We start from the raw sequence: 19,092 nt of genomic DNA, 5'->3' as shown, positions 1-19,092 counted from the left end.
GAGCATTGATCAGTGAGGCCGTGATGACGACAGACACAGGACTGCCCGGCGAGGCGGCCGAGCCGATCGACCCGGCCGAGCTCGCGGAGGCTCAAGCCGCCGAACCCGCCGCTACCGCTCCAGCAGCTCCCAGCCAGGCGGACGGCGACCCGGCCGCAATCGCTCCAGCTGCTACCGACACGGCCGTTGGCGATACGGTCGCAACCGATCCGGCCCCGACCGACCCGGCGGACGGCGATCCGGCCGGAACCGCCCCAGCCGCTACCGCCGCCGCTCCCGACCCGGCTGATGGCATCATTCCCGCTAGTGTCGCCGACCCAACGGGGACCGTCGCCGCCACCACCGCCCCAATCAGCGCCGACAGCACCGCTGCCGCAGCCCTAGCCAGTACCGTCACTGTTGCCGCCGCTCCCGATCCGGCCGGTGGCATCATTCCCGCCGCCGCTGTCACTGTCGCTCCCGACCCTGCCTTGATCGAGGCCGAGTCGGCGCGGCTCGCGGAGGCTGCGGCTCGCCGGTCGCGCAGGCGTCGCAACGCGTTGCGCTGGATTGGCGCAGTAGCCGTGACGCTCGCAGTCGGCGGTGGTACCGCGTTCGCGCTCACGATTCCCCAGCGCACTGACATGCCAGGCCTCGGCACTCCGTCGGACGGCCGGTACGCCTTCCCGCAGCTCAGTCTCCCGGCGCTTCCGGCCGGCCAGCCCGCGCCCGCTTCCTCAGCCGGGGCGGAATCCGGGCAGCACCTCGCCGATATTCGAAAGCTGCTGTTGCCGAAGCCCGTCGGTGCGACGACTCAGCCGGTGAAGAACGCCGTCAACGGCTGGCTCGCCGACGCGTCGCCGCTGTTCATCGACCAGGACGGCAAGCAAATCCTCGCCGAATACGGGCTACGACACACGGCCGCCGCGAGCTGGACCGCCGCCGACAACGCGACGACGACGATCTACCTGCTCCAATTCGCCGACAACAAGGCTGCCTCCGGCGCGCAGTCCGCGTTGGCGGACGGCAACCTCACGGCGCTGGACGAGCCCGCGCTCTCAACGGCGATCACCGGAGTACCGAACAACACCACGGCAAAGGATCTCGTCGTGCTGTCGAGCGGCGTGAACGGCGAGTATTCGACGGTAAAGGGCAGTGGCAAGATCGCCGAGTATGGGTCGTTCGTCTCGGGTGACACCGTCGCAGTGGTCACCCAATCCGGACCCACGAGCCTCCAGTTCGCACCGTTCCAGCAGGTGATGATCCTTCAGGCGGAACTGCTCCAGTAACCGGCCGCGGCGGCAACTCGAACCTGCGAGAACCCGGACGATAAGAAGGCCGGACAACAGCGGCGGGGCCTGCACCGATTGGATCGGTGCAGGCCCCGCCGTCTTACTTCGCCCATCATCGCGGCTGCTTTGTGGCCGCCGGCTCAGCGCCTGCCTACGACAGGCGGCCGAGGACCAGCTCGCGGACGCGGGCCGCGTCGGCCTGGCCGCGGGTCGCCTTCATCACCGCGCCGATGATGACGCCGACCGCGGCGTGGTTGCCGCCGCGGATCTTCTCGGCGACCGCGGCGTTGGCCGCGATCGCCTCGTCGATCGCCGCGAGCAGCGCCGAGTCGTCCGAGACCACCTTGAGGCCGCGCGCCGCGACCACCGCGTCCGGATCGCCCTCGCCCGCCAGCACTCCCTCGACCACCTGGCGCGCCAGCTTGTCGGTCAGCTCCCCCGCCCCGATCAGCGCGACCACCCGGGCCACCTGCGCCGGGGTGATCGGCAGCTCAGCCACGTCGACCCCGCGCTCGTTGGCGACCCGGGCCAGCTCGCCGGTCCACCACTTGCGGGCCTGATCGGCCGGGGCGCCCGCGTCGATGGTCGCCACGATCGAGTCCAGCGCCCCGGCGTTGACCACGGTCTGCATGTCGAAGTCGGAGATGCCCCACTCCTCGGCGAGCCTGCGCCGCCGCGCGCTCGGCGACTCCGGCAGCGTGCCACGCAGCTGCTCGACCCACTCGCGCGAAGGCGCCACCGGCACCAGGTCCGGCTCGGGGAAGTAGCGGTAGTCCTCCGCCTCCTCCTTCACTCGGCCCGAGGTCGTGGTCCCGTCGTTCTCGTGGAAGTGCCGGGTCTCCTGCACGATCTTGCCGCCCGAGGCCAGCACCGCAGCGTGCCGCTGGATCTCGTAACGGGTAGCCCGCTCCACCGATCGCAGGGAGTTGACGTTCTTCGTCTCCGAGCGGGTGCCGAACTTGGTCTCACCCTTCGGCCGCAGCGACAGGTTGACGTCGCAGCGCATCTGGCCGCGCTCCATGCGCGCCTCGGAGACACCCAGGGCCCTGATCAGCTCGCGCAACTCGGTGACGTACGCGCGGGCTACCGCAGGGGCCAGGTGCCCGGGAACCTCGATCGGCTTGGTGACGATCTCGATCAGCGGGATGCCGGCCCGGTTGTAGTCGACCAGCGAGTACTCCGCGCCATGGATCCGCCCGGTCGCGCCGCCCACGTGAGTGGACTTGCCGGTGTCCTCCTCCATGTGCGCGCGCTCGATGCCGATGCGGAAGGTCTGCCCCTCCACCTCGACGTCCAGGTACCCGTTGTACGAGATCGGCTCGTCGTACTGCGAGGTCTGGAAGTTCTTCGGCATGTCCGGATAGAAGTAGTTCTTGCGCGCGAACCGGCACCACTCGGCGATCTCGCAGTGCAGCGCGAGGCCGATCCGGATCGCGCCCTCCACCGCGGCGCCGTTCACCACCGGCAGCGAGCCGGGCAGCCCGAGGCAGGTCGGGCAGACCTGGGTGTTCGGCTCGGCGCCGAACTCGGTCGGGCAGGAGCAGAACATCTTCGTGCTCGTACCCAGCTCGACATGGACCTCAAGGCCCATCACCGGGTCGTACCGCTCCAGGGCCTCGTCGAACCCGAGGAGCTCTTCGGTCGTCACACTCATCTCGTGGGTTCGTCCTTCTACTTCTTGCCGGAGGGGAGCATGAGCGGCTCGGCCGCCTCGGTTTCCGCTGCCTGCTTGGCCTCGCGCATGGTGCGCTTGGCCAGCAGCAGGGTCACCACGAGCGTGGCGGCGTTCAGCGCGGCGTGCACGAACGCGAGCCGGTCGCCCTTGGCGCGGGCCGCGCGCAGGGAACGGGCCACGGAGAGAGCGGCGAGGACCTGGGTGCCGCCGAACATCGCGCGACCCACCGTGCTCTTGGGGACCTTGACGACCGGCTTGTCCTTCTTCGACCCGGCCTTCTTGGACTCAGTCTTGCTCACAGCGCCGGGACCTCCTCCAGGATCGGGTGCCCCCACCGGTCTTGCAGCGCCGCCTCCAAGGCCGCTCCGACCCGGTAGAGCCGGTCGTCCTTGAGCGCGGGCGCCAGGATCTGGAAGCCGACCGGCAGTCCGTCCTCCGGCGCCAGGCCGCAGGGCACCGACATGCCCGCGTTGCCGGCCAGGTTGGTCGGGATGGTGCACAGGTCGGCCAGGTACATCGCCATCGGGTCGTCCGCGCGCTCGCCGATCTTGAACGCGGTGGTCGGCGTGGTCGGCGAGACCAGCACGTCGGCGCGCTCGAAGGCCCGGTCGAAGTCGCGGATGATCAGGGTGCGCACCTTCTGCGCCTGCCCGTAGTAGGCGTCGTAGTAGCCGGAGGACAGCGCGTACGTGCCGAGCATGATGCGGCGCTTGACCTCGGCACCGAAGCCGGCCTCGCGGGTGAGCGCGGTGACCTCCTCGGCGCTGCGAGTACCGTCGTCGCCGACCCGCAGGCCGTAGCGCATCGCGTCGAAGCGGGCCAGGTTCGAGGAGCACTCGCTCGGCGCGATCAGGTAGTAGGCGGGCAGCGCGTAGTCGAATGAGGGCGCGTCGATCTCGACGATCTCGGCGCCGAGCTCGGCCAGCAGGTCCACCGACTCGCGGAAACGCTGCCGCACGCCCGGGGCGTAGCCCTCGCCGTCGAACTGCTTGACCACGCCGATGCGCAGGCCCCTGACTCCCTCGCTCGCGCCGAGGCGGGCCGCCTCGACCACCGGCGGCACCGGCGCGTCGATCGAGGTGGAGTCGAGCGGGTCGTACCCGGCGATCGCCTCGTGCAGCAGCGCGGCGTCCAGGACGGTGCGCGCGCACGGGCCGCCTTGGTCCAGGCTGGAGGAGAAGGCGACCAGGCCATACCGGGACACGCCGCCGTAGGTGGGCTTCACGCCGACGGTGCCGGTGACCGCGCCGGGCTGGCGGATCGAGCCGCCGGTGTCGGTGCCTATGGCCAGCGGGGCCTGGAACGCGGCCAGGCTGGCCGCCGAGCCGCCGCCGGAGCCGCCGGGGATGCGCTCGAGGTCCCAAGGGTTGCGGGTGGGGCCGTAGGCGGAGTTCTCGGTGGAGGAACCCATCGCGAACTCGTCCATGTTCGTCTTGCCGAGGATCACCACGTCGGCTTCCCGCAGCCTGCGGGTGACCGTGGCGTCGTACGGCGGCAGCCAGCCCTCGAGGATCTTCGAGCCGCAGGTGGTCGGGATGCCGCGGGTGGTGAACACGTCCTTGAGCGCGAGCGGTACGCCGGCCAGCGGACCGAGCCGCTCCCCCGCGGCGCGCTTGGCGTCGACGGCCGCGGCCGCGGCGAGCGCGCCCTCGGCGTCCACGTGCAGGAAAGCGTGCACCTTCTCGTCGACCTTGGCGATGCGGTCCAGATGCGCCTGCGTGACCTCGACCGAGGTCAGCTCGCCGGAGGCGATCGCGGCGGCCAGGTCAGCGGCGGTGCGCCGGGTGACATCGGAGCCTGATGCGGATGTGGACACCTCAGTCCTCCCCGAGGATGCGCGGAACCCGGAACCGGTCGTCCTCGGCGGCGGGGGCCTGGGCCAGCACCTCTTCGCGGTCCAGGATCGGCGTGCCGGCCGGCCGCACGACGTCCGCGCGGAAGACGTTGGTCAGCGGCTGCGCGTGCGAGGTCGGCGGGACGTCCTCGGTCGGCAGTTCGCCGACCCGGGCCACCGCGCCGACGATCGCGTCGAGCTGGCCGGCGAAGTGGTCGAGTTCGGCGTCACTGAGTTCCATGCGGGAGAGCTTGGCGAGGTGTGCCACCTCCTCGCGGGTGATCGAGGGCATCCGGGGCCTTCCTGTGCCGACTGGAGTCTGTGGCGTTGTCACAACACAACGCTGCGCTCCATCGTAGTCGGCGCGTGGCGACGGACTGTGTCGGTTTTCGCGCACCTGTGGATAACCGGCGTCCGGCACGCGGGGACGTCAGCGCACGAGGTATGACTCGCGCTCAGGTCCCGCGGAGCGGCCGTTGAGCCAGCGCGTGGCCTCCGGTGCGGGCAGCGCCTTGGCCAGTAGCCAGCCCTGCGCGGCGTCGCAGCCGAGCGCGGCGAGCCGGTCCCAGGTCACGTCATCCTCGACACCCTCGGCGACGACGTGCAGGCCGAGCGAGTGGGCGAGGTCCACGGTGGAGCGCACGATCGCGGCATCCTCCGGGTCGTGGGCCAGCCGGGCGACGAAGGACTTGTCGATCTTGATCTCGTTGACCGGGATCTTGCGCAGCAGCACCAGCGAGGAGTAGCCGGTGCCGAAGTCGTCGAGCGAAAGCCGCACGCCCAGCGCCTCCAGTCCGCCAAGCGTGGCGGCGGCGCGCTGCGGGTCTTCCAGCAGCACGCGCTCGGTGATCTCCAGTTGCAGCGCGGTCGGCGGGACGCCGTACTTGAGCAGCCCGGCCTGGATCGCCGGGACGAAGCCGGGCCAGTGGATGTCGCGCATCGAGACGTTGACCGCGACCGGGACCGCCAGCCCCGAGCGCCACCAGCGGGCGACCTGCGCGAGCGCCTGGTCGACCACGTACTCGGTGAGCTTGGGCATCAGCCCGGTCTGCTCGGCCAGTTCGACGAACTCCTCCGGGTTCACCGCGCCGCGGGTCGCGTGCTGCCAGCGCACCAGGCCCTCGAAGCCGACCACCTGACCGGTCGCGAAGGCCACCTTCGGCTGGTAGTGCAGCTGCACCTCGCCGGCTTCGAGCGCCCGGCGCAGGTCGCCGAGCAGCGCGAGCCGGTCGGGGGTGTTCAGGTCGCGGCCGGCCTCATAACAGGCGACCACGGAGCGGGACTTCTTCGCCAGGTACATCGCCACGTCCGCGCGCTGCAGCAGCTGCTCGAACTCCTCGGCGTGGTCGGGGTAGAGCGCGACGCCGACCGAAGCCTCCAGGTCGAGGGTGATGCCATGCAGCGGGAACGGGTCCTCGAAGATGTCGGCGAGCTTGCGCGCCGCCTCGATGGCCGCGGCCTCGTCCTCGACGTTGGGCAGCAGCACCGCGAACTCGTCGCCGCCGAGCCGCGCGACGGTGTTCTCGTGGCTGACCGCGCAGCCGAGCCTGGCCGCGACGACGCGCAGGAGCTGATCGCCCGTCAGATGGCCGAGGGTGTCGTTGACTTCCTTGAACCGGTCCAGGTCGAGCAGCAGCAGCGCCACGTGCCGGCCGGTGCGCGCGGCCTCGGCCAGCGCCTGCTCCCCGTGCTCGCGCAGCATCTTGCGGTTGGGCAGCTCGGTCAGCTCGTCGTGACTGGACTCCCAGTCCCGCTCCCGCCCGATCTCGGCGTTGCCGTGCACGATCAGCAGCACCGGGACGAAGAACGGCAGCAGCCCGGGATCACTCAGCGCCACCGAGGCGACCAGCGGCGCCAGCACCACCATCGCGCCGGTCGCCTTGACCTGATGCAGCGCCTCACGCCGGATCAGATCCATGAGCGGCACGCCGCTGGACAGGCTGAGCGCGGCCCAGACAAAGAGGTGATTGGCCGTCGCGTACACGGCGCCGGCCACGACCAGGGCCAGTGAGCGCTGCCAGCCGAGCGAGTCGCCTATCTGCAGCGGTTCCTGGAAGAAGAGCCCGAACACCATCCCGCCCAGGGCGAGCGAGACGGCGTATTGGGTCACGTTGAAGGTGGTGCGCCACCAGCTGTGCTGGTTGACCACGGCGCAGACGACCACGGCGACGGCCTGCGCGACGGCGGCGGCGTGCCAGCCGCACAGGGAGAGCAGCGCCAGGGAGAAGGCGACCGCGGTGGTGGAGCCGTCGTGCTCGTGCCGGGCCAGCACGGGGCGCAGCTCACCGACCACGACCAGCAGGCCGAGCAGCCATGCGGCACCGGAGCCGCGCAGGTGCCCGCTGCCGAGGTCCTGGATCACCCGGGCCGCCGCGTAGCCGATCACGCACGCACCGACGAGGTTGGTCAGCAGCAGGTATGCGCGAAACGCAAGCGGGCGCGCGACAGCGTCAGTACGGTGCACCGCCTGCGCCATCCCGCCCTCGCCCTGGTCTCTCATGCATTCCGGTCGCCGCCACACAGCCGGCGGCTGTGCCCGGCTGTGGTCCCGGTAGGCGCCGCCCGGATCCGACCGCCCCAGATTATTCGCAAGGCTCGTACTCCCGCGAGGGTTCGCGGCAGATCGTGACTCAAACAAGCCTGATTGAAATTGGCAGGATTACGCCGCCCCGGACGGGGAACCACCCACTGCGGACTCCTCCTGGCCTGCGTCTTGCGCAGGTCCGGCGGGCGGCCCCTCCGCCAAAAGTCGGCGAAAGCCCGCCTCGTCGAGCACCGGTACGCCCAGTTCGACCGCTTTATCGTGCTTCGAGCCCGGATTCTCCCCGACCACCACATATGAGGTCTTCTTCGAGACGGATCCGGACACCTTCGCCCCGGCGGCCTGCGCCGCCTCCTTGGCGCCGTCCCGGGTGAAGCCCGCGAGGGTGCCGGTGATCACCATGGTCAGGCCCGCCAGCGGCTTGGGCCCGGTGTCGGCCGGGACCGAGGGGCTGACCCCGGCGGCCAGCCAACGTTCGACGATCTCCTTGTGCCAGTCCACGGCGAACCACTCGACGATGGACTGCGCGATCGTCGGCCCGACGCCCTCGATCGCCGCCAGTTCCTCGGCTGTGGCCGTGGAGACCCGCTCCAGGGAACGCAGCTCGCGGGCGATCTCCCGGGCCGCGCTCGGGCCGACGTGCCGGATGGACAGCGCGACCAGGTAGCGCCACAGCTCGCGGGTCTTGGCCTGCTCCAGCTGCTCGATCAGCTGCTCGGTGGTCTTGGTCGGGACGGAGGGCTTCTTCGCGGTGGGCTTGGTGTAGAAGTAGGGCACCAGCTCGCGGTCGCCCTCCTTCGCGTCTTTGCCGCGCGCCTGTTGGTACATCCGCGGCGCGGCCAGCTTTTCCACCGTCAGCTCGAACAGATCGCCCTCGTCCCGCAGCGGCGGCTCACCCTCGTCCGGCTGGGTGAGCGCGACGGCGGCCTCGTATCCGAGGGCTTCGATGTCCAGTGCGCTGCGCCCGGCCAGATAGGCGACGCGTTCCCTTATCTGCCCGGGGCAGTGCCGCGCGTTCGGGCAGCGCAGGTCGATCTCGCCCTCCTTCTGGGCGGCGATCGGGGTGCCGCAGTCCGGGCAGTTCTTCGGCATCTGGAAGGGCCGCTCGGTGCCGTCGCGCAGGTCCACCACGGGCCCGACGATCTCCGGGATGACGTCGCCGGCCTTGCGCAGGATGACCGTGTCGCCGATCAGCACGCCCTTGCGCTCGACCACCTCCTGGTTGTGCAGGGTGGCGAAGCCGACCGTGGATCCGGCCACCTTGACCGGCTCCATGACCGCGTACGGGGTCACCCGCCCGGTGCGCCCGACCTGGACCTTGATGTCGAGCAGCTTGGTGGTGACCTCCTCCGGCGGGTACTTGAAGGCGATGGCCCAGCGCGGGTCCTTCGAGGTCGCGCCGAGCCTGCCCTGCAGCGCCAGGTCGTCGACCTTGACCACCACGCCGTCGATCTCGTGCTCGACGTCGTGCCGGTGCTTGCCGTAGTACTCGATGTACTCCTTGACCCCGTCGAGGCTGTCGACCACCTTGACCCGGTCCGAGGTGGGCAGCCCCCAGGCGCGCAGCAACTCGTAGGCGTGCGACTGCGAGTCGATGGTCAGGCCACGCCGGGCCCCTATGCCGTGCACCACCATGCGCAGCGGCCGCTGCGCGGTGATCTTCGGGTCCTTCTGGCGCAGCGAACCGGCGGCGGCGTTGCGCGGATTGGCGAAGGTGCGGCCCTCGGACTCCTGCATGGCGGCGTTGAACTCGTCGAACTGCGCCGCCGGGAAGTAGACCTCGCCGCGCACCTCGACCAGGTCCGGGACGGGGTGATCGGCGCTGCCGGTGAGCCGGTGCGGGATGCCCCTGATGGTGCGCACGTTCGGCGTCACGTCCTCGCCGGTGCGCCCGTCACCGCGGGTCACTCCGCGCACGAGCCGGCCGTGCTCGTAGACCAGGGCGATCGCCAGCCCGTCCACCTTGAGCTCGCACAGGTAGGCCGGCGTGAGGCCGACCTCCTTGACGACCCGGTCGTGCCAGGCCTCAAGCTCGGCGAAGTCGAAGGCGTTGGCCAGCGAGAGCATCCGCTCGATGTGCGGGACCGAGGTGAACTCGGTGGAGACCGCGCCGCCCACCTTCTGCGTCGGCGAGTCGGGGGTGCGCAGCTCCGGGTACTCGTTCTCGAGCGCGTCGAGTTCGCGCATCAGCGCGTCGTACTCGCCGTCCGAGATCGTCGGCGCGTCCGACACGTGGTAGCGGAAGCGGTGCTCCTCGATCTGCTCCGCGAGGTCGGCATGCCGGGTGCGCGCCGCGCTCAGCGGGTCGGTGCCGGCCGCGCCGCCAGCGGTTTCGCCAGCCATCGGATCGTCCCCTCGTGCTCGTCGGTAGCTCAAAGCTACCGGTCACCACCGACAAAACTAGTCAAGCTCTTCAAGAGCCCGAGCAGTGTCCCGGCACAGTTTGAGTGCCCGCCGGGCCCAGCCGGGCGAGGCTCCGGCCAGCCCGCAGGACGGCGTGACGACCACCGATTGGGCGAGGCGCGGACCCGGGAAGCCGAGGCGGCTTAAGGCGAGGACTCTGTCCGAGAGTCCCTTCACGGAGGGCGTCACGCCGGGGGCCGCGCTCGCCGGGTCTGCCGAAGGCACGATCCCGGCGAACAGCAGGATCTGAGACTCGATCAGCTCGCCGAGCGCTTCGTCGTGGCGCTCGCGAAGGAGCGACATATCGAAGGAAATCCCGGTGGCGCCGGCGCGACGTAACGTGTCGAACGGTACGTCAGGCGCACAGCAATGCACGATGACTGGAGTAGCTGAGGAGGCGTCGGCTGCGTTGTCGCCGAATCGCACGCCTTCGATGACTGTGCGCAGTTGCTCGCGCGCAACGGTTTCTTCAACGGCGCGCAGCGAACCGAATCCGCTCGCGGTCGGCACCGTTCCCTTCAGCACCCCAGGTAGCGCTGGCTCATCGAGCTGCAGGATTACGTGCGCCCCGGGGACACGCTTCCGCACGTCTGCGATATGCAGCCGTAGCCCTTCCGCGAGCGACTCGGCGACGTCACGCACCGCCCCCGAGTCGGCCAGCAACTTGTCGCCGTGCGGAAGCTCGACGGTCGACGCGAGCGTCCACGGTCCTACGGCCTGGATCTTGAGCGGTCCGGTGTAGCCCTGCGTGTACTCCTCCAACAGGTCCAAGTCGGAGGAGAGGTGACTACGTGCCCTGCCGTGGTCGCGTCCCGGCCTATCGGCGATACGCCAGCCCGAGGGCTGAACTTCCGCGTAAAGGTCCACCAACAGTGCGGTACCGCGCCCCACCATGTCAGCGCCGACGCCGCGTTGCGGCAGCTCGGGCAGGAAAGGCACTCCGGGACGCTCACCGAGCTCACCCATGACCATACGGATTGCCTCGGGCATGTCCTGGCCGGGCAATGAACCGATGCCTGTGCCAGACGGAGCCGAGAGCGGAGCAGAGGAAGGCTGCGGAGACGGTTGCGACTGGGCCTTTTCCTGAGGATCTGTGGTCACGCAACTGAGCGTAGACGCAATCGCCGGTTCCTCCGACTTAGCGAACGACGAGCAAATCCGCTGCGGAAATCGGTCGGTTCTGCAACACTCTGGCACTCAACGGGGTAGTGATCCTATGCGCCGGTCCGCAGCAGGTCTGGGCCGGTCCGGAACGGGTAGCAGCGTGTCTGACGTTGGCACTGACAGGGAGCAACGGCAAGCAGCGGCTAAGGAGGGAATCCGCGTGCAGACCATCTTCTTCGCGGCGGACGCCGCGCAACTGCTGCGGCTGGCGGCCGCCGGGGGCGACACCGACGGGCTCGACCTGGCCTGCGTGGATGCGGCGGACTTGGACCCGGCCCAGCTTCTGGAGCTGGACACGCTGATGACCGGCCACGACCCGGTCGTCGTACGCGAGGCGGTGCTGACTCCGGCGCGCGAGCTCGGTCCCGGACCAGGCGCACTGGCGCAGGGCACGGAGGAGCGCGTGGTGCTGTGCGTGCGTCCGGCGCTGCTCCGCAGCCTGCGCGGTCGCAGCAACGCCGAGCTCGACGAGATCGCGCTGGACTGGGAGCTGCGCGCGTGGGGAGCGGACTGGAACGCGCACCGCTACGGAGCGCTGCTGCGTTCCCTGGCACTGCTCGCCGAGGTGGCGCACAACGAGCGGCGCGGCGTGTACGTGCGGTTCGACGTCTGACGCGACGTCACATGCCGCTACGTATAAGAGCGGTTACGCACGCTCATGCATGAGCGACCCGCTACGCAGACGCTGAAACGCCCTGCGCAGCGGCGCTCGCGCGGCGCGTGGAGCTGATCGTCGCCGAACCGATCACGCGCGTGCCGTCGTAGAACACCGCGGTCTGCCCGGGTGCGATGCCGCGTGCCGGAGAGGAGAGCCGGGCCGTCACCACGCTCTGCGCGGCGTCGTACCGCACGCTCGCCGGCGCAGGCTCGCCGTGCGCCCGCATCTGCACCAGGCACTCGAACTCGCCCGTCGGAGCGGAGCCGCACCACCGCGGGTGGTCGCCGGAGACCTCGCTCACGGCGAGCTCCTCGGCGGTGCCCACGGTCACGGTGTTGTTGACCGGCGAGATGTCGAGCACGTAGCGCGGGCGGCCATCCCCGGCCGGATCGCCGATCCGCAGGCCCTTGCGCTGCCCGATGGTGAAGCCATAGGCGCCGGAGTGCGAGCCGACGACCGCGCCCGAGGTGTCCACGATCGGACCGGACTCGGTGCCGAGGCGATCGGCGAGAAAGCGGCGGGTGTCGCCGTCCGCGATGAAGCAGATGTCGTGCGAGTCCGGCTTGTCGGCGACGGCGAGCCCGCGCCGGTCGGCCTCGGCCCGCACCTCGGTCTTCAGCGAATCGCCGAGCGGAAAGAGCGCGTGCGCGAGCTGCGCGGCGTCCAGCACGCCGAGCACGTACGACTGGTCCTTGGCCGGATCGACGGCGCGATGCAGCTCACGCGAGCCGCCCGGACCGTCCACGACGCGTGCGTAGTGCCCGGTGCACACCGCGTCGAAGCCGAGCGCGAGCGCCTTGTCCAGCACCGCCGCGAACTTGATCTTCTCGTTGCAGCGCAGGCAGGGGTTCGGCGTACGACCCGCGGCGTACTCGTTGACGAAGTCGTCGACCACGTCGGCGTGGAAGCGCTCGGCCAGGTCCCAGACGTAGAACGGAATGCCGATCACGTCGGCGGCACGCCGGGCATCCCGCGAGTCCTCGACGGTGCAGCACCCGCGCGCCCCGGTGCGGAAGGATTGCGGGTTCTTGGACAGCGCCAGATGCACGCCGGTCACGTCATGCCCGGCTTCGACGGCACGGGCAGCCGCGACCGCAGAGTCGACTCCGCCGGACATCGCCGCAAGAACACGCATGGTTACTAGGGTACGTGGTGTCGCGAGCCGCGTAGTCCAGAGATCAGCGCAGGGTTCAGATGATCAGCCGGGATCCGCTCGGTGCTACGGTGCTTCGAGCGCGATGTCGATCGTGAACGGAATCTGCGTCTTCAACCGGCCGATATGCGTTCGCATCAGTCGGTAGGCGCCGCCGTAAAGCTCGTGCTCATGCACGATCGGCGCCTCGTCAGGGCCACACTCGATCAGCCAGAACGTAGGAATCCCCATCGCTGCGTAGATGATCGGCTTGTCTTCACGATCACGCTCTTCCGACTCGGGTGAGATCACCTCGGCAGCCATCACGAAGTCTTCCGGGGAAAAAATGCTCTTCTGTCGGCTGTATGCCTCGGCGCGAATGATCGACAGATCTGGCTCAGGGGCCGAACGCTGGCTGCGCTTAACCGCCATCTCGCGCATGACCTCGAACTCGGCGGGCGCCTGGCTGCGCAGGTGCCACCAAAGCACACCGACCACACCCATGTGCCATGCCTTCTGCGGGCTCACGACGAGGACCCCCCGGATCAGTTCGGTGTGCTTAGGCAGATTGTCCGGGAGGTTGTCGAGTGTCCAACCATCGTCGGGCGTCATGGGGAGAGTCGGCGCAGTCATAACACGGCTCCTTCCGGTTGCTGCCGGTGCATCCAGATTAGCAATCAGGCGAGGAAGATTGCTCAGCTCAGGCCGGCGGACCTGGCGCGATCGACCACCGCCGGAAGGGCTTCGAGCAGCGTCTTAACGTCCTCGGCGGTCGAGGTCCGGCCGAGCGAGAAGCGCAGCGAGCAGCGGGCCAGTTCGGGGCTCACACCCATCGCCAGCAGCACGTGACTCGGCTGCGCAATGCCTGCCGAACAGGCCGAGCCGGTTGAGCACTCGATGCCCTGCGCGTCCAGGAGGAGCAGGAGCGAGTCGCCCTCGCAGCCGGGGAAGCAGAAGTGCGCGATGCCGGGGAGCCGGTCCTCGGGGCCACGGCCCGGATCGCCGGACAGGACCGCGTCGGGCACTGCCTGGAGCACTCCGTCGATCAGCAGGTCGCGCAGCTCCGCCAGGCGCCGCGACTCGTGCTCCAGGTCACGGACCGCCGCCGTGGCCGCCGCCGCGAAGCCCGCGATCGCGGGGGTGTCGAGGGTGCCGGAGCGCACGTCGCGCTCCTGGCCGCCGCCGTGCAGCAGCGGGGTGAGCTCCGCCTTGCGGTCCAGCAGCAGCGCGCCGACGCCGATCGGGCCGCCGATCTTGTGCGCGGTGATCGTCATCGCGTCCAGGCCGCTGGCGGTGAAGTCCAGCGGCAGGTGGCCGAGGGCCTGGATCGCGTCGGAGTGAATCGGCAGGTCGTGCGCGTGCGCGACGGCGACCAGGTCGTGGATCGGCTGGACCGTGCCCACCTCGTTGTTGGCCCACATCACGGTGACCAGGGCGACGGATTCGGGCCCCGGATCGCGGCGGATCGCCTCGTGCAGGGCGGCCGGATCGACGCGGCCGTGCTCGTCCACCGGCAGCCAGTCGACGCTCGCGCCCTCGTGCTCGACGAGCCAGTGCAACGGGTCGAGCACGGCGTGGTGCTCGATCTTCGGCGCCAGGATCCGGGTGCGGCGCGGGTCGGCCGCGCGACGGGACCAGTACAGCCCCTTGACCGCGAGGTTGTCCGCCTCAGTGCCGCCGCCGGTGAACACGATGTGGCTGGGCCGGGCGCGCACCGCCTCGGCCAGCGCCTCGCGCGACTCCTCGACCACCCGCCGGGCCGCGCGTCCGGAGCCGTGCAGCGAGTTGGCGTTGCCGACCCGCGCGAACTGCTCGGTCATCGCGGCGACCGCGTCCGGGTGCAGCGGCGTGGTGGCCGCGTGATCGAGGTAAGTCATTTCACTCTCAAGCATAGTGGCCCCGGCGGCGCTGTCCCCTGCCTGAAAGGGATGCCGCCGGGGCCACTGGCTCGGGCTGAAAACGGTGCGCCGCGTGCCGCCGCGAGCCCGCTACTTGCGCTTCGCGATCTCCTCTGTGAGCTGGGGAACGACCTTGAACAGGTCGCCCACCACGCCGAAGTCCACCAGCTCGAAGATCGGCGCCTCGGGGTCCTTGTTGACCGCGACGATCGTCTTCGAGGTCTGCATTCCGGCCCGGTGCTGGATCGCGCCGGAGATGCCGGCCGCGATGTACAGCTGCGGGGAGACGGTCTTGCCGGTCTGGCCGACCTGCGACTGGTGCGGGTACCAGCCCGAGTCCACTGCCGCGCGGGACGCGCCCACCGCCGCGCCGAGCTGGTCGGCCAGCGCCTCGATCACCGAGAAGCTCTCCGCCGAGCCGACGCCGCGGCCGCCGGAGACCACGATCGCCGCCTCGGTCAGCTCCGGCCGGTCGCCCTTGGGCACCACGACCCGGTCCACGACCTTGGCCAGCTTCGCCGCGTCGGTCAGCTCCACCGACACGTCCACCCGCTCGGCCGCGGCCTGCCCGGGCGCCGGCGGGGTGGAGTTCGGGCGCAGCGCGACGATCGGGGTGCCGGTGGTGACCGTGGAGTGCACGATCGAGGAACCGCCGAAGATGGACTGCTCGGCGACGAAGGAGTCCCCGTCGAGCTTCAGGTCCACCGCGTCGGTCAGGATGCCGGAGTCGGTCTTGACCGCCAGCCGCGCGGCGATCTCCTTGCCCTCGGCGGTGGCCGGGACCAGCACCGCGGCCGGCTGCGCGTCGGCGACCAGCTTGGCCAGCAGCTCGGCCTTCGGCGCGACGACGTAGCCGCTCAGCTGCGGGTCGTCCGCGACGTACACCTTCGCCGCGCCGTACTCGGCCAGCTTGTCCTTGGCGTCGTCGTAGCCGGCGCCGATGAACACGGCCGCGGGCGTGCCCAGTTCGCGGGCCTTGGTGAGCAGTTCGAGGGTGACCTTCTTGACCGCGCCGTCGGCGTGGTCGACGAGTACGAGGATCTCAGCCATGACAGCTACCCGGCCCTTCCTAGACGAACTTCTTCGAGGCGAGGAAGTCGGCGAGCTCGACCCCGCCGTTGCCCTCGTCGGTCACGATGACGCCCTTGGCGCGCGGCGGCGCGACGGCCGCGTCGAGCACCTTGGACCAGGAGCCGGCCGCGCCGACCTTGGCCGGCTCGATCGAGACCGCGGCGGCGTCCAGGGTCTCCACCGGCTTCTTCTTGGCGGCCATGATCCCCTTGAAGGAGGGGTAGCGCGGCTCGTTGATCTTCTCGACCACCGAGACCACCGCGGGCAGGCTCGCCTCGACCACATCGTGGCCGTAGTCGGTCTGCCGGTTGATCTTGATCGAGGAGCCGTCGACCTCGACCTTGGAGGCGAAGGTCAGCTGCGGCAGGCCGAGCCGCTCGGCCAGCAGCGCCGGGACGATCGAGGTGCGCGCGTCGGAGGCCTCGCAGCCGAGGATGACCAGGTCGTACTCGAGGGTGCCGAGCACCTGCGCCAGCGCGTACGAGGTGGCCAGCGCGTCCGAGCCGGCCAGCGCCGGGTCGGTGAGGAAGACGGCCTTGTCGGCGCCCATCTGCAGGGCCTTCTTGTACGCCTCGGTGGCGTCCTCGGGCCCCATGGACACGACGGTCACCTCGCCGCCGTGCTTCTCGACCAGCTGCAGCGCCTCCTCGATGGCGAATTCGTCCATCTCGTTGATGAGGCCGTCCACAGCCGCCCGGTCGACGGTCAGCGTGTCCGGGTCCAGCCGTTTGTCGGCCGCCGTGTCCGGTACCTGCTTCACAAGGACGACGATCTTCATTGCTCCGGCGCCTCCCGCACGGTCGGTCTCACGGTGATCGGGTGCCGGACCGCCGCGGCGCGCCATGCGCACCGCCCGGACGGTTCCAGTCCCTCAGCCGAGGATACGGGATTCCGGCCACCAAACTACCGTTCAGTAATGTGTCGTGGGCCACAGAATGCCACACCTGCCAGGCCAGTACAGCGTGCAGCAAGGAAACAGCGCCGGGGCGCATCCTCGCTAAAGCGGGATACGCCCCGGGAGTAGGGCGGCGGTGGAGGCCGGCTCGTCAGCTGAGCCCGGCGTGCCGGTTGAGCTGCGGTTAGAGGTGCGGCGCGATGTACTCGGCGAACAGGTCGCGGCGCCGGTCCGGCCGCACGTGGCAGGCGACCAGATGCTTGCGGCCGTTGTCGGCCAGTTGCGGGATCTCGTCCCGGCACCGGCCTGCGGCCAGCTCGGCGAAGCGGCAGCGCGGGTGAAACGCGCAGCCGGACGGCACGTTGATCAGCGAGGGCGGGCTGCCGGGGATAGGCAGCAAGCGGTCCTGTACCGCACGGTCGAGGCGCGGCATCGAGCCGAGCAGGCCCCAGGTGTACGGGTGCTCCGGCTCGGTGAACACCGTCTTGGCCGGACCGTACTCCACTGCTTTACCGGCGTACATGACCATGATGTCGTCGGCGAGCTCGGCCACCACACCCAGGTCGTGCGTGATGATGATCAGCGCGCTGTTGAACTCCCGCTGTAGGTCGCGCATGAGGTCCAGGATCTGCGCCTCCACTGTCACGTCGAGCGCCGTGGTCGGCTCGTCCGCGATCAGCAGCTGCGGATTGCAGATCAACGACATCGCGATCATCGCGCGCTGGCGCATACCGCCGGAGAACTTGTGCGGGTAGTCGTCCACGCGCGCGTCCGGCTGCGGAATACCGACCCGGTCCAGCATCTCGATCGCCCGCTTGCGGGCCTCCGCCTTGGACACGCGGTGGTGCACCAGGTACGCCTCGGCGATCTGCTCGCCGACTGTGTAATACGGGTGCATCGCGGACAGCGGGTCCTGGAAGATCATCGCGAGCTTATCGCCGCGCAATTCCTCCAGCCGCTCCGGCGCCGCGGTGGTCAACTCCTCGCCGTCGAGCCAGATCTCGCCCGAGATCCGCGCACCGCCGCGACCGCGCTTGTCCGGGCGCTTGTGCAGGCCGAGCAGCGAGAGCGAGGTGACCGACTTGCCGGACCCGGACTCGCCCACGATGCCGAGCGTCTTTCCGCGCTCGACCCGGAAGCTGATGCCGTCCACCGCCTTGACGACGCCGTCCTCGGTCGGGAAGTGCACCCGCAGGTCCCGCACCTCCAGGAACGGCCGCGCTTCGCCGACGTCCCAGCCCGGAGTGAACTCGGGGAACTGGTTAAGTTCGTACTCGAACGGCGAGTTGACGATGGCGGGCTCGGCGGCGGGCTCCGGATCCGGGGCACGGCGGCGACCAGGGCCGCGGGAGAAGCCCTCGGCCCCGCCTGGGTCCGATTCGGCGGCTGGCGCGCTCTTGCCGTGGCGCCCGCTCATGACTGCCGCACCCGCGGGTCGACGACGGCGTAGAGCACGTCCACCACGATGTTGGCGATCACGATGAAGAATGCGGCGATCAGCGTCACGCCCATCATCACCGGGAAGTCGTCCTGCTCGATCGAGTTCACGGCGAGCAGCCCGAGGCCGGGCAGCGAGAACGTGACCTCCAGGAGCACCGCGCCGCCGAGGACCGTGCCCAGGTCCATGCCGAAGATGGTGATGATCGGCGTGAGTGCGGAGCGCAGCGCGTGCTTGTAGAGCACTTTGCGTTCCCGGACACCCTTCGCCCGCGCCGTGCGCACGAAGTCCTCGTTAAGGGCATCAAGCATGCCGGCACGCGTCATGCGCGCGTACAGCGCCGCGTACCCGAATGCGAGCGCGATCCAGGGGATCAGCAGGTGCTGCGCCCATTGCAGCGGATTGCTGAGGAAGGGCACGTACTTGGTACTCCATTGACCGGTCATCGCCTCAAGCAGCGGGCCGATGAAGTACACCGGCAGTGCCACACCAGCCAGCGCGATGCCCATCGAAGCCCGGTCGGCGATGCTGCCCTTACGCACCGCCGAGATCACACCGGACAGCACGCCGAACACCAGCCACAGCACGCCCGCGCCGACCGCGATCGAGATGGTGACCGGGGCGCGGTTGAGCAGCGTCGGCCAGACCTGCTCGTAGTTCTTGAAGGAGTAGCCGAAGCAGGGCGCGCTGCAGTGGATCAGCGAGACGCCGTCGCTGTACGTGCGGCCGCCGACGATACCGACGACGTAGTCGAAGTACTGCACGAACAGCGGCTTGTCGAAGCCGAAGCGGTCGATCACGGCCTGCAGCGCGGCAGGGTTCTGCTGCCTGCCGACGTAGCCGGCCGCCATCGACTGCGGGGTCTGGCCCGCCCACCGCGGCAGCACGAAGAAGATCCAGAACGTGATCAGGGTGATCACGAGCAGCAGGCCGACGGCGGCCAGCAGACGCCGGACGAGGTAGGTCAGCATCGGGATGGTGGCTCGGCGGCCCCGATCCTGGATCGGGGCCGCCGCTCGCCGTTCACCTGCCTTCGGATGACGGGGTGGTGCCTTGGTTCAGCGACGTTCAGCGACGCGCGGTCCGCTGCGTCACGGCTGCGTCAGCTCTG

General features: G+C 69.8%; 16 protein-coding genes. 2 read left to right on the top strand and 14 right to left on the bottom strand.

What is annotated here, in order from left to right; translation table 11 throughout:
* Positions 1–1,268, top strand: a 1,268-nt coding sequence (locus VFA06_RS06550; RefSeq protein WP_349260073.1) for a hypothetical protein, incomplete at its 5' end; no start/stop codon positions are given.
* A 154-nt stretch (positions 1,269–1,422) separates the two neighbouring features.
* On the opposite strand, the gene gatB is transcribed toward VFA06_RS06550, so the two are convergent.
* The 7 genes from gatB to VFA06_RS06515 form a co-directional block, all read right to left on the bottom strand.
* Entirely contained in the window at positions 1,423–2,925 is a 1,503-nt protein-coding gene (gene gatB / locus VFA06_RS06545) for an Asp-tRNA(Asn)/Glu-tRNA(Gln) amidotransferase subunit GatB (protein WP_324839518.1), read from the bottom strand.
* Between the two features lie 17 nt (positions 2,926–2,942).
* On the bottom strand, positions 2,943–3,245 hold the full coding sequence (locus VFA06_RS06540; protein WP_324839517.1) for a hypothetical protein: 303 nt from the start codon (positions 3,243–3,245) through the stop codon (positions 2,943–2,945).
* Entirely contained in the window at positions 3,242–4,762 is a 1,521-nt protein-coding gene (gene gatA, locus VFA06_RS06535) for an Asp-tRNA(Asn)/Glu-tRNA(Gln) amidotransferase subunit GatA (protein WP_324839516.1), read from the bottom strand. Before gatA ends, VFA06_RS06540 begins: the two co-directional genes overlap by 4 nt.
* A 1-nt stretch (position 4,763) precedes the next feature.
* Positions 4,764–5,072: an Asp-tRNA(Asn)/Glu-tRNA(Gln) amidotransferase subunit GatC gene (gene gatC, locus VFA06_RS06530; protein WP_324839515.1), complete on the bottom strand. Its 309-nt coding sequence runs from the start codon at positions 5,070–5,072 to the stop codon at positions 4,764–4,766.
* 138 nt (positions 5,073–5,210) lie between these two features.
* Positions 5,211–7,280: a bifunctional diguanylate cyclase/phosphodiesterase gene (locus tag VFA06_RS06525; RefSeq protein ID WP_324839514.1), complete on the bottom strand. Its 2,070-nt coding sequence runs from the start codon at positions 7,278–7,280 to the stop codon at positions 5,211–5,213.
* Between the two features lie 159 nt (positions 7,281–7,439).
* Positions 7,440–9,665: an NAD-dependent DNA ligase LigA gene (gene ligA / locus VFA06_RS06520; protein WP_324839513.1), complete on the bottom strand. Its 2,226-nt coding sequence runs from the start codon at positions 9,663–9,665 to the stop codon at positions 7,440–7,442.
* Between the two features lie 57 nt (positions 9,666–9,722).
* On the bottom strand, positions 9,723–10,739 hold the full coding sequence (locus tag VFA06_RS06515) for a methionine synthase (protein ID WP_324839519.1): 1,017 nt from the start codon (positions 10,737–10,739) through the stop codon (positions 9,723–9,725).
* 310 nt (positions 10,740–11,049) lie between these two features.
* On the opposite strand from VFA06_RS06515, the gene VFA06_RS06510 reads away from it, so the two are divergent.
* Positions 11,050–11,502: a hypothetical protein gene (locus VFA06_RS06510; protein WP_324839512.1), complete on the top strand. Its 453-nt coding sequence runs from the start codon at positions 11,050–11,052 to the stop codon at positions 11,500–11,502.
* A 61-nt stretch (positions 11,503–11,563) separates the two neighbouring features.
* On the opposite strand, the gene mnmA is transcribed toward VFA06_RS06510, so the two are convergent.
* The 7 genes from mnmA to VFA06_RS06475 all read right to left on the bottom strand — a co-directional run bounded on the left by mnmA (position 11,564) and on the right by VFA06_RS06475 (position 18,952).
* Positions 11,564–12,682, bottom strand: coding sequence for a tRNA 2-thiouridine(34) synthase MnmA (gene mnmA / locus VFA06_RS06505; RefSeq protein WP_324839511.1), 1,119 nt, complete (start codon positions 12,680–12,682; stop codon positions 11,564–11,566).
* Positions 12,683–12,766: 84 nt separating this feature from the next.
* Complete coding sequence (locus tag VFA06_RS06500; protein WP_324839510.1) at positions 12,767–13,312, bottom strand: Uma2 family endonuclease; 546 nt, start codon at positions 13,310–13,312, stop codon at positions 12,767–12,769.
* Positions 13,313–13,374: 62 nt separating this feature from the next.
* Complete coding sequence (locus VFA06_RS06495; RefSeq protein ID WP_324839509.1) at positions 13,375–14,556, bottom strand: cysteine desulfurase family protein; 1,182 nt, start codon at positions 14,554–14,556, stop codon at positions 13,375–13,377.
* 111 nt (positions 14,557–14,667) lie between these two features.
* The gene (locus tag VFA06_RS06490; protein ID WP_324839508.1) at positions 14,668–15,627 is read right to left on the bottom strand and encodes an electron transfer flavoprotein subunit alpha/FixB family protein; all 960 of its coding nucleotides are present in this window, start codon (positions 15,625–15,627) and stop codon (positions 14,668–14,670) included.
* 19 nt (positions 15,628–15,646) lie between these two features.
* The gene (locus VFA06_RS06485) at positions 15,647–16,426 is read right to left on the bottom strand and encodes an electron transfer flavoprotein subunit beta/FixA family protein (RefSeq protein ID WP_324839507.1); all 780 of its coding nucleotides are present in this window, start codon (positions 16,424–16,426) and stop codon (positions 15,647–15,649) included.
* Between the two features lie 301 nt (positions 16,427–16,727).
* A complete protein-coding gene (locus tag VFA06_RS06480; protein ID WP_324839506.1) occupies positions 16,728–17,960 on the bottom strand; it encodes an ABC transporter ATP-binding protein in 1,233 nt (410 codons plus the stop codon).
* Positions 17,957–18,952 (bottom strand): ABC transporter permease, encoded by a 996-nt coding sequence (locus VFA06_RS06475; protein ID WP_324839505.1) that lies wholly within the window; start codon positions 18,950–18,952, stop codon positions 17,957–17,959. Before VFA06_RS06475 ends, VFA06_RS06480 begins: the two co-directional genes overlap by 4 nt.
* Positions 18,953–19,092: the final 140 nt, after the last annotated feature.

The sequence above is a fragment of the Actinocrinis sp. genome (assembly GCF_035653575.1).
Taxonomy (GTDB): Bacteria; Actinomycetota; Actinomycetes; order Streptomycetales; family Catenulisporaceae; genus Actinocrinis.
Note: the sequence above shows the minus strand (reverse complement) of the source record. Positions and strands in the feature narration are given on the sequence as shown.

Coding starts and splice junctions, on each gene's coding strand:
- gatB (WP_324839518.1), bottom strand. CDS start 2,925: ATGAGTGTGACGACCGAAGAGCTCCTCGGGTTCGACGAGGCCCTGGAG.
- gatC (WP_324839515.1), bottom strand. CDS start 5,072: ATGCCCTCGATCACCCGCGAGGAGGTGGCACACCTCGCCAAGCTCTCC.
- VFA06_RS06525 (WP_324839514.1), bottom strand. CDS start 7,280: ATGAGAGACCAGGGCGAGGGCGGGATGGCGCAGGCGGTGCACCGTACT.
- ligA (WP_324839513.1), bottom strand. CDS start 9,665: ATGGCTGGCGAAACCGCTGGCGGCGCGGCCGGCACCGACCCGCTGAGC.
- mnmA (WP_324839511.1), bottom strand. CDS start 12,682: ATGCGTGTTCTTGCGGCGATGTCCGGCGGAGTCGACTCTGCGGTCGCG.
- VFA06_RS06500 (WP_324839510.1), bottom strand. CDS start 13,312: ATGACTGCGCCGACTCTCCCCATGACGCCCGACGATGGTTGGACACTC.
- VFA06_RS06495 (WP_324839509.1), bottom strand. CDS start 14,556: ATGACTTACCTCGATCACGCGGCCACCACGCCGCTGCACCCGGACGCG.
- VFA06_RS06490 (WP_324839508.1), bottom strand. CDS start 15,627: ATGGCTGAGATCCTCGTACTCGTCGACCACGCCGACGGCGCGGTCAAG.
- VFA06_RS06485 (WP_324839507.1), bottom strand. CDS start 16,426: ATGAAGATCGTCGTCCTTGTGAAGCAGGTACCGGACACGGCGGCCGAC.
- VFA06_RS06480 (WP_324839506.1), bottom strand. CDS start 17,960: ATGAGCGGGCGCCACGGCAAGAGCGCGCCAGCCGCCGAATCGGACCCA.
- VFA06_RS06475 (WP_324839505.1), bottom strand. CDS start 18,952: ATGCTGACCTACCTCGTCCGGCGTCTGCTGGCCGCCGTCGGCCTGCTG.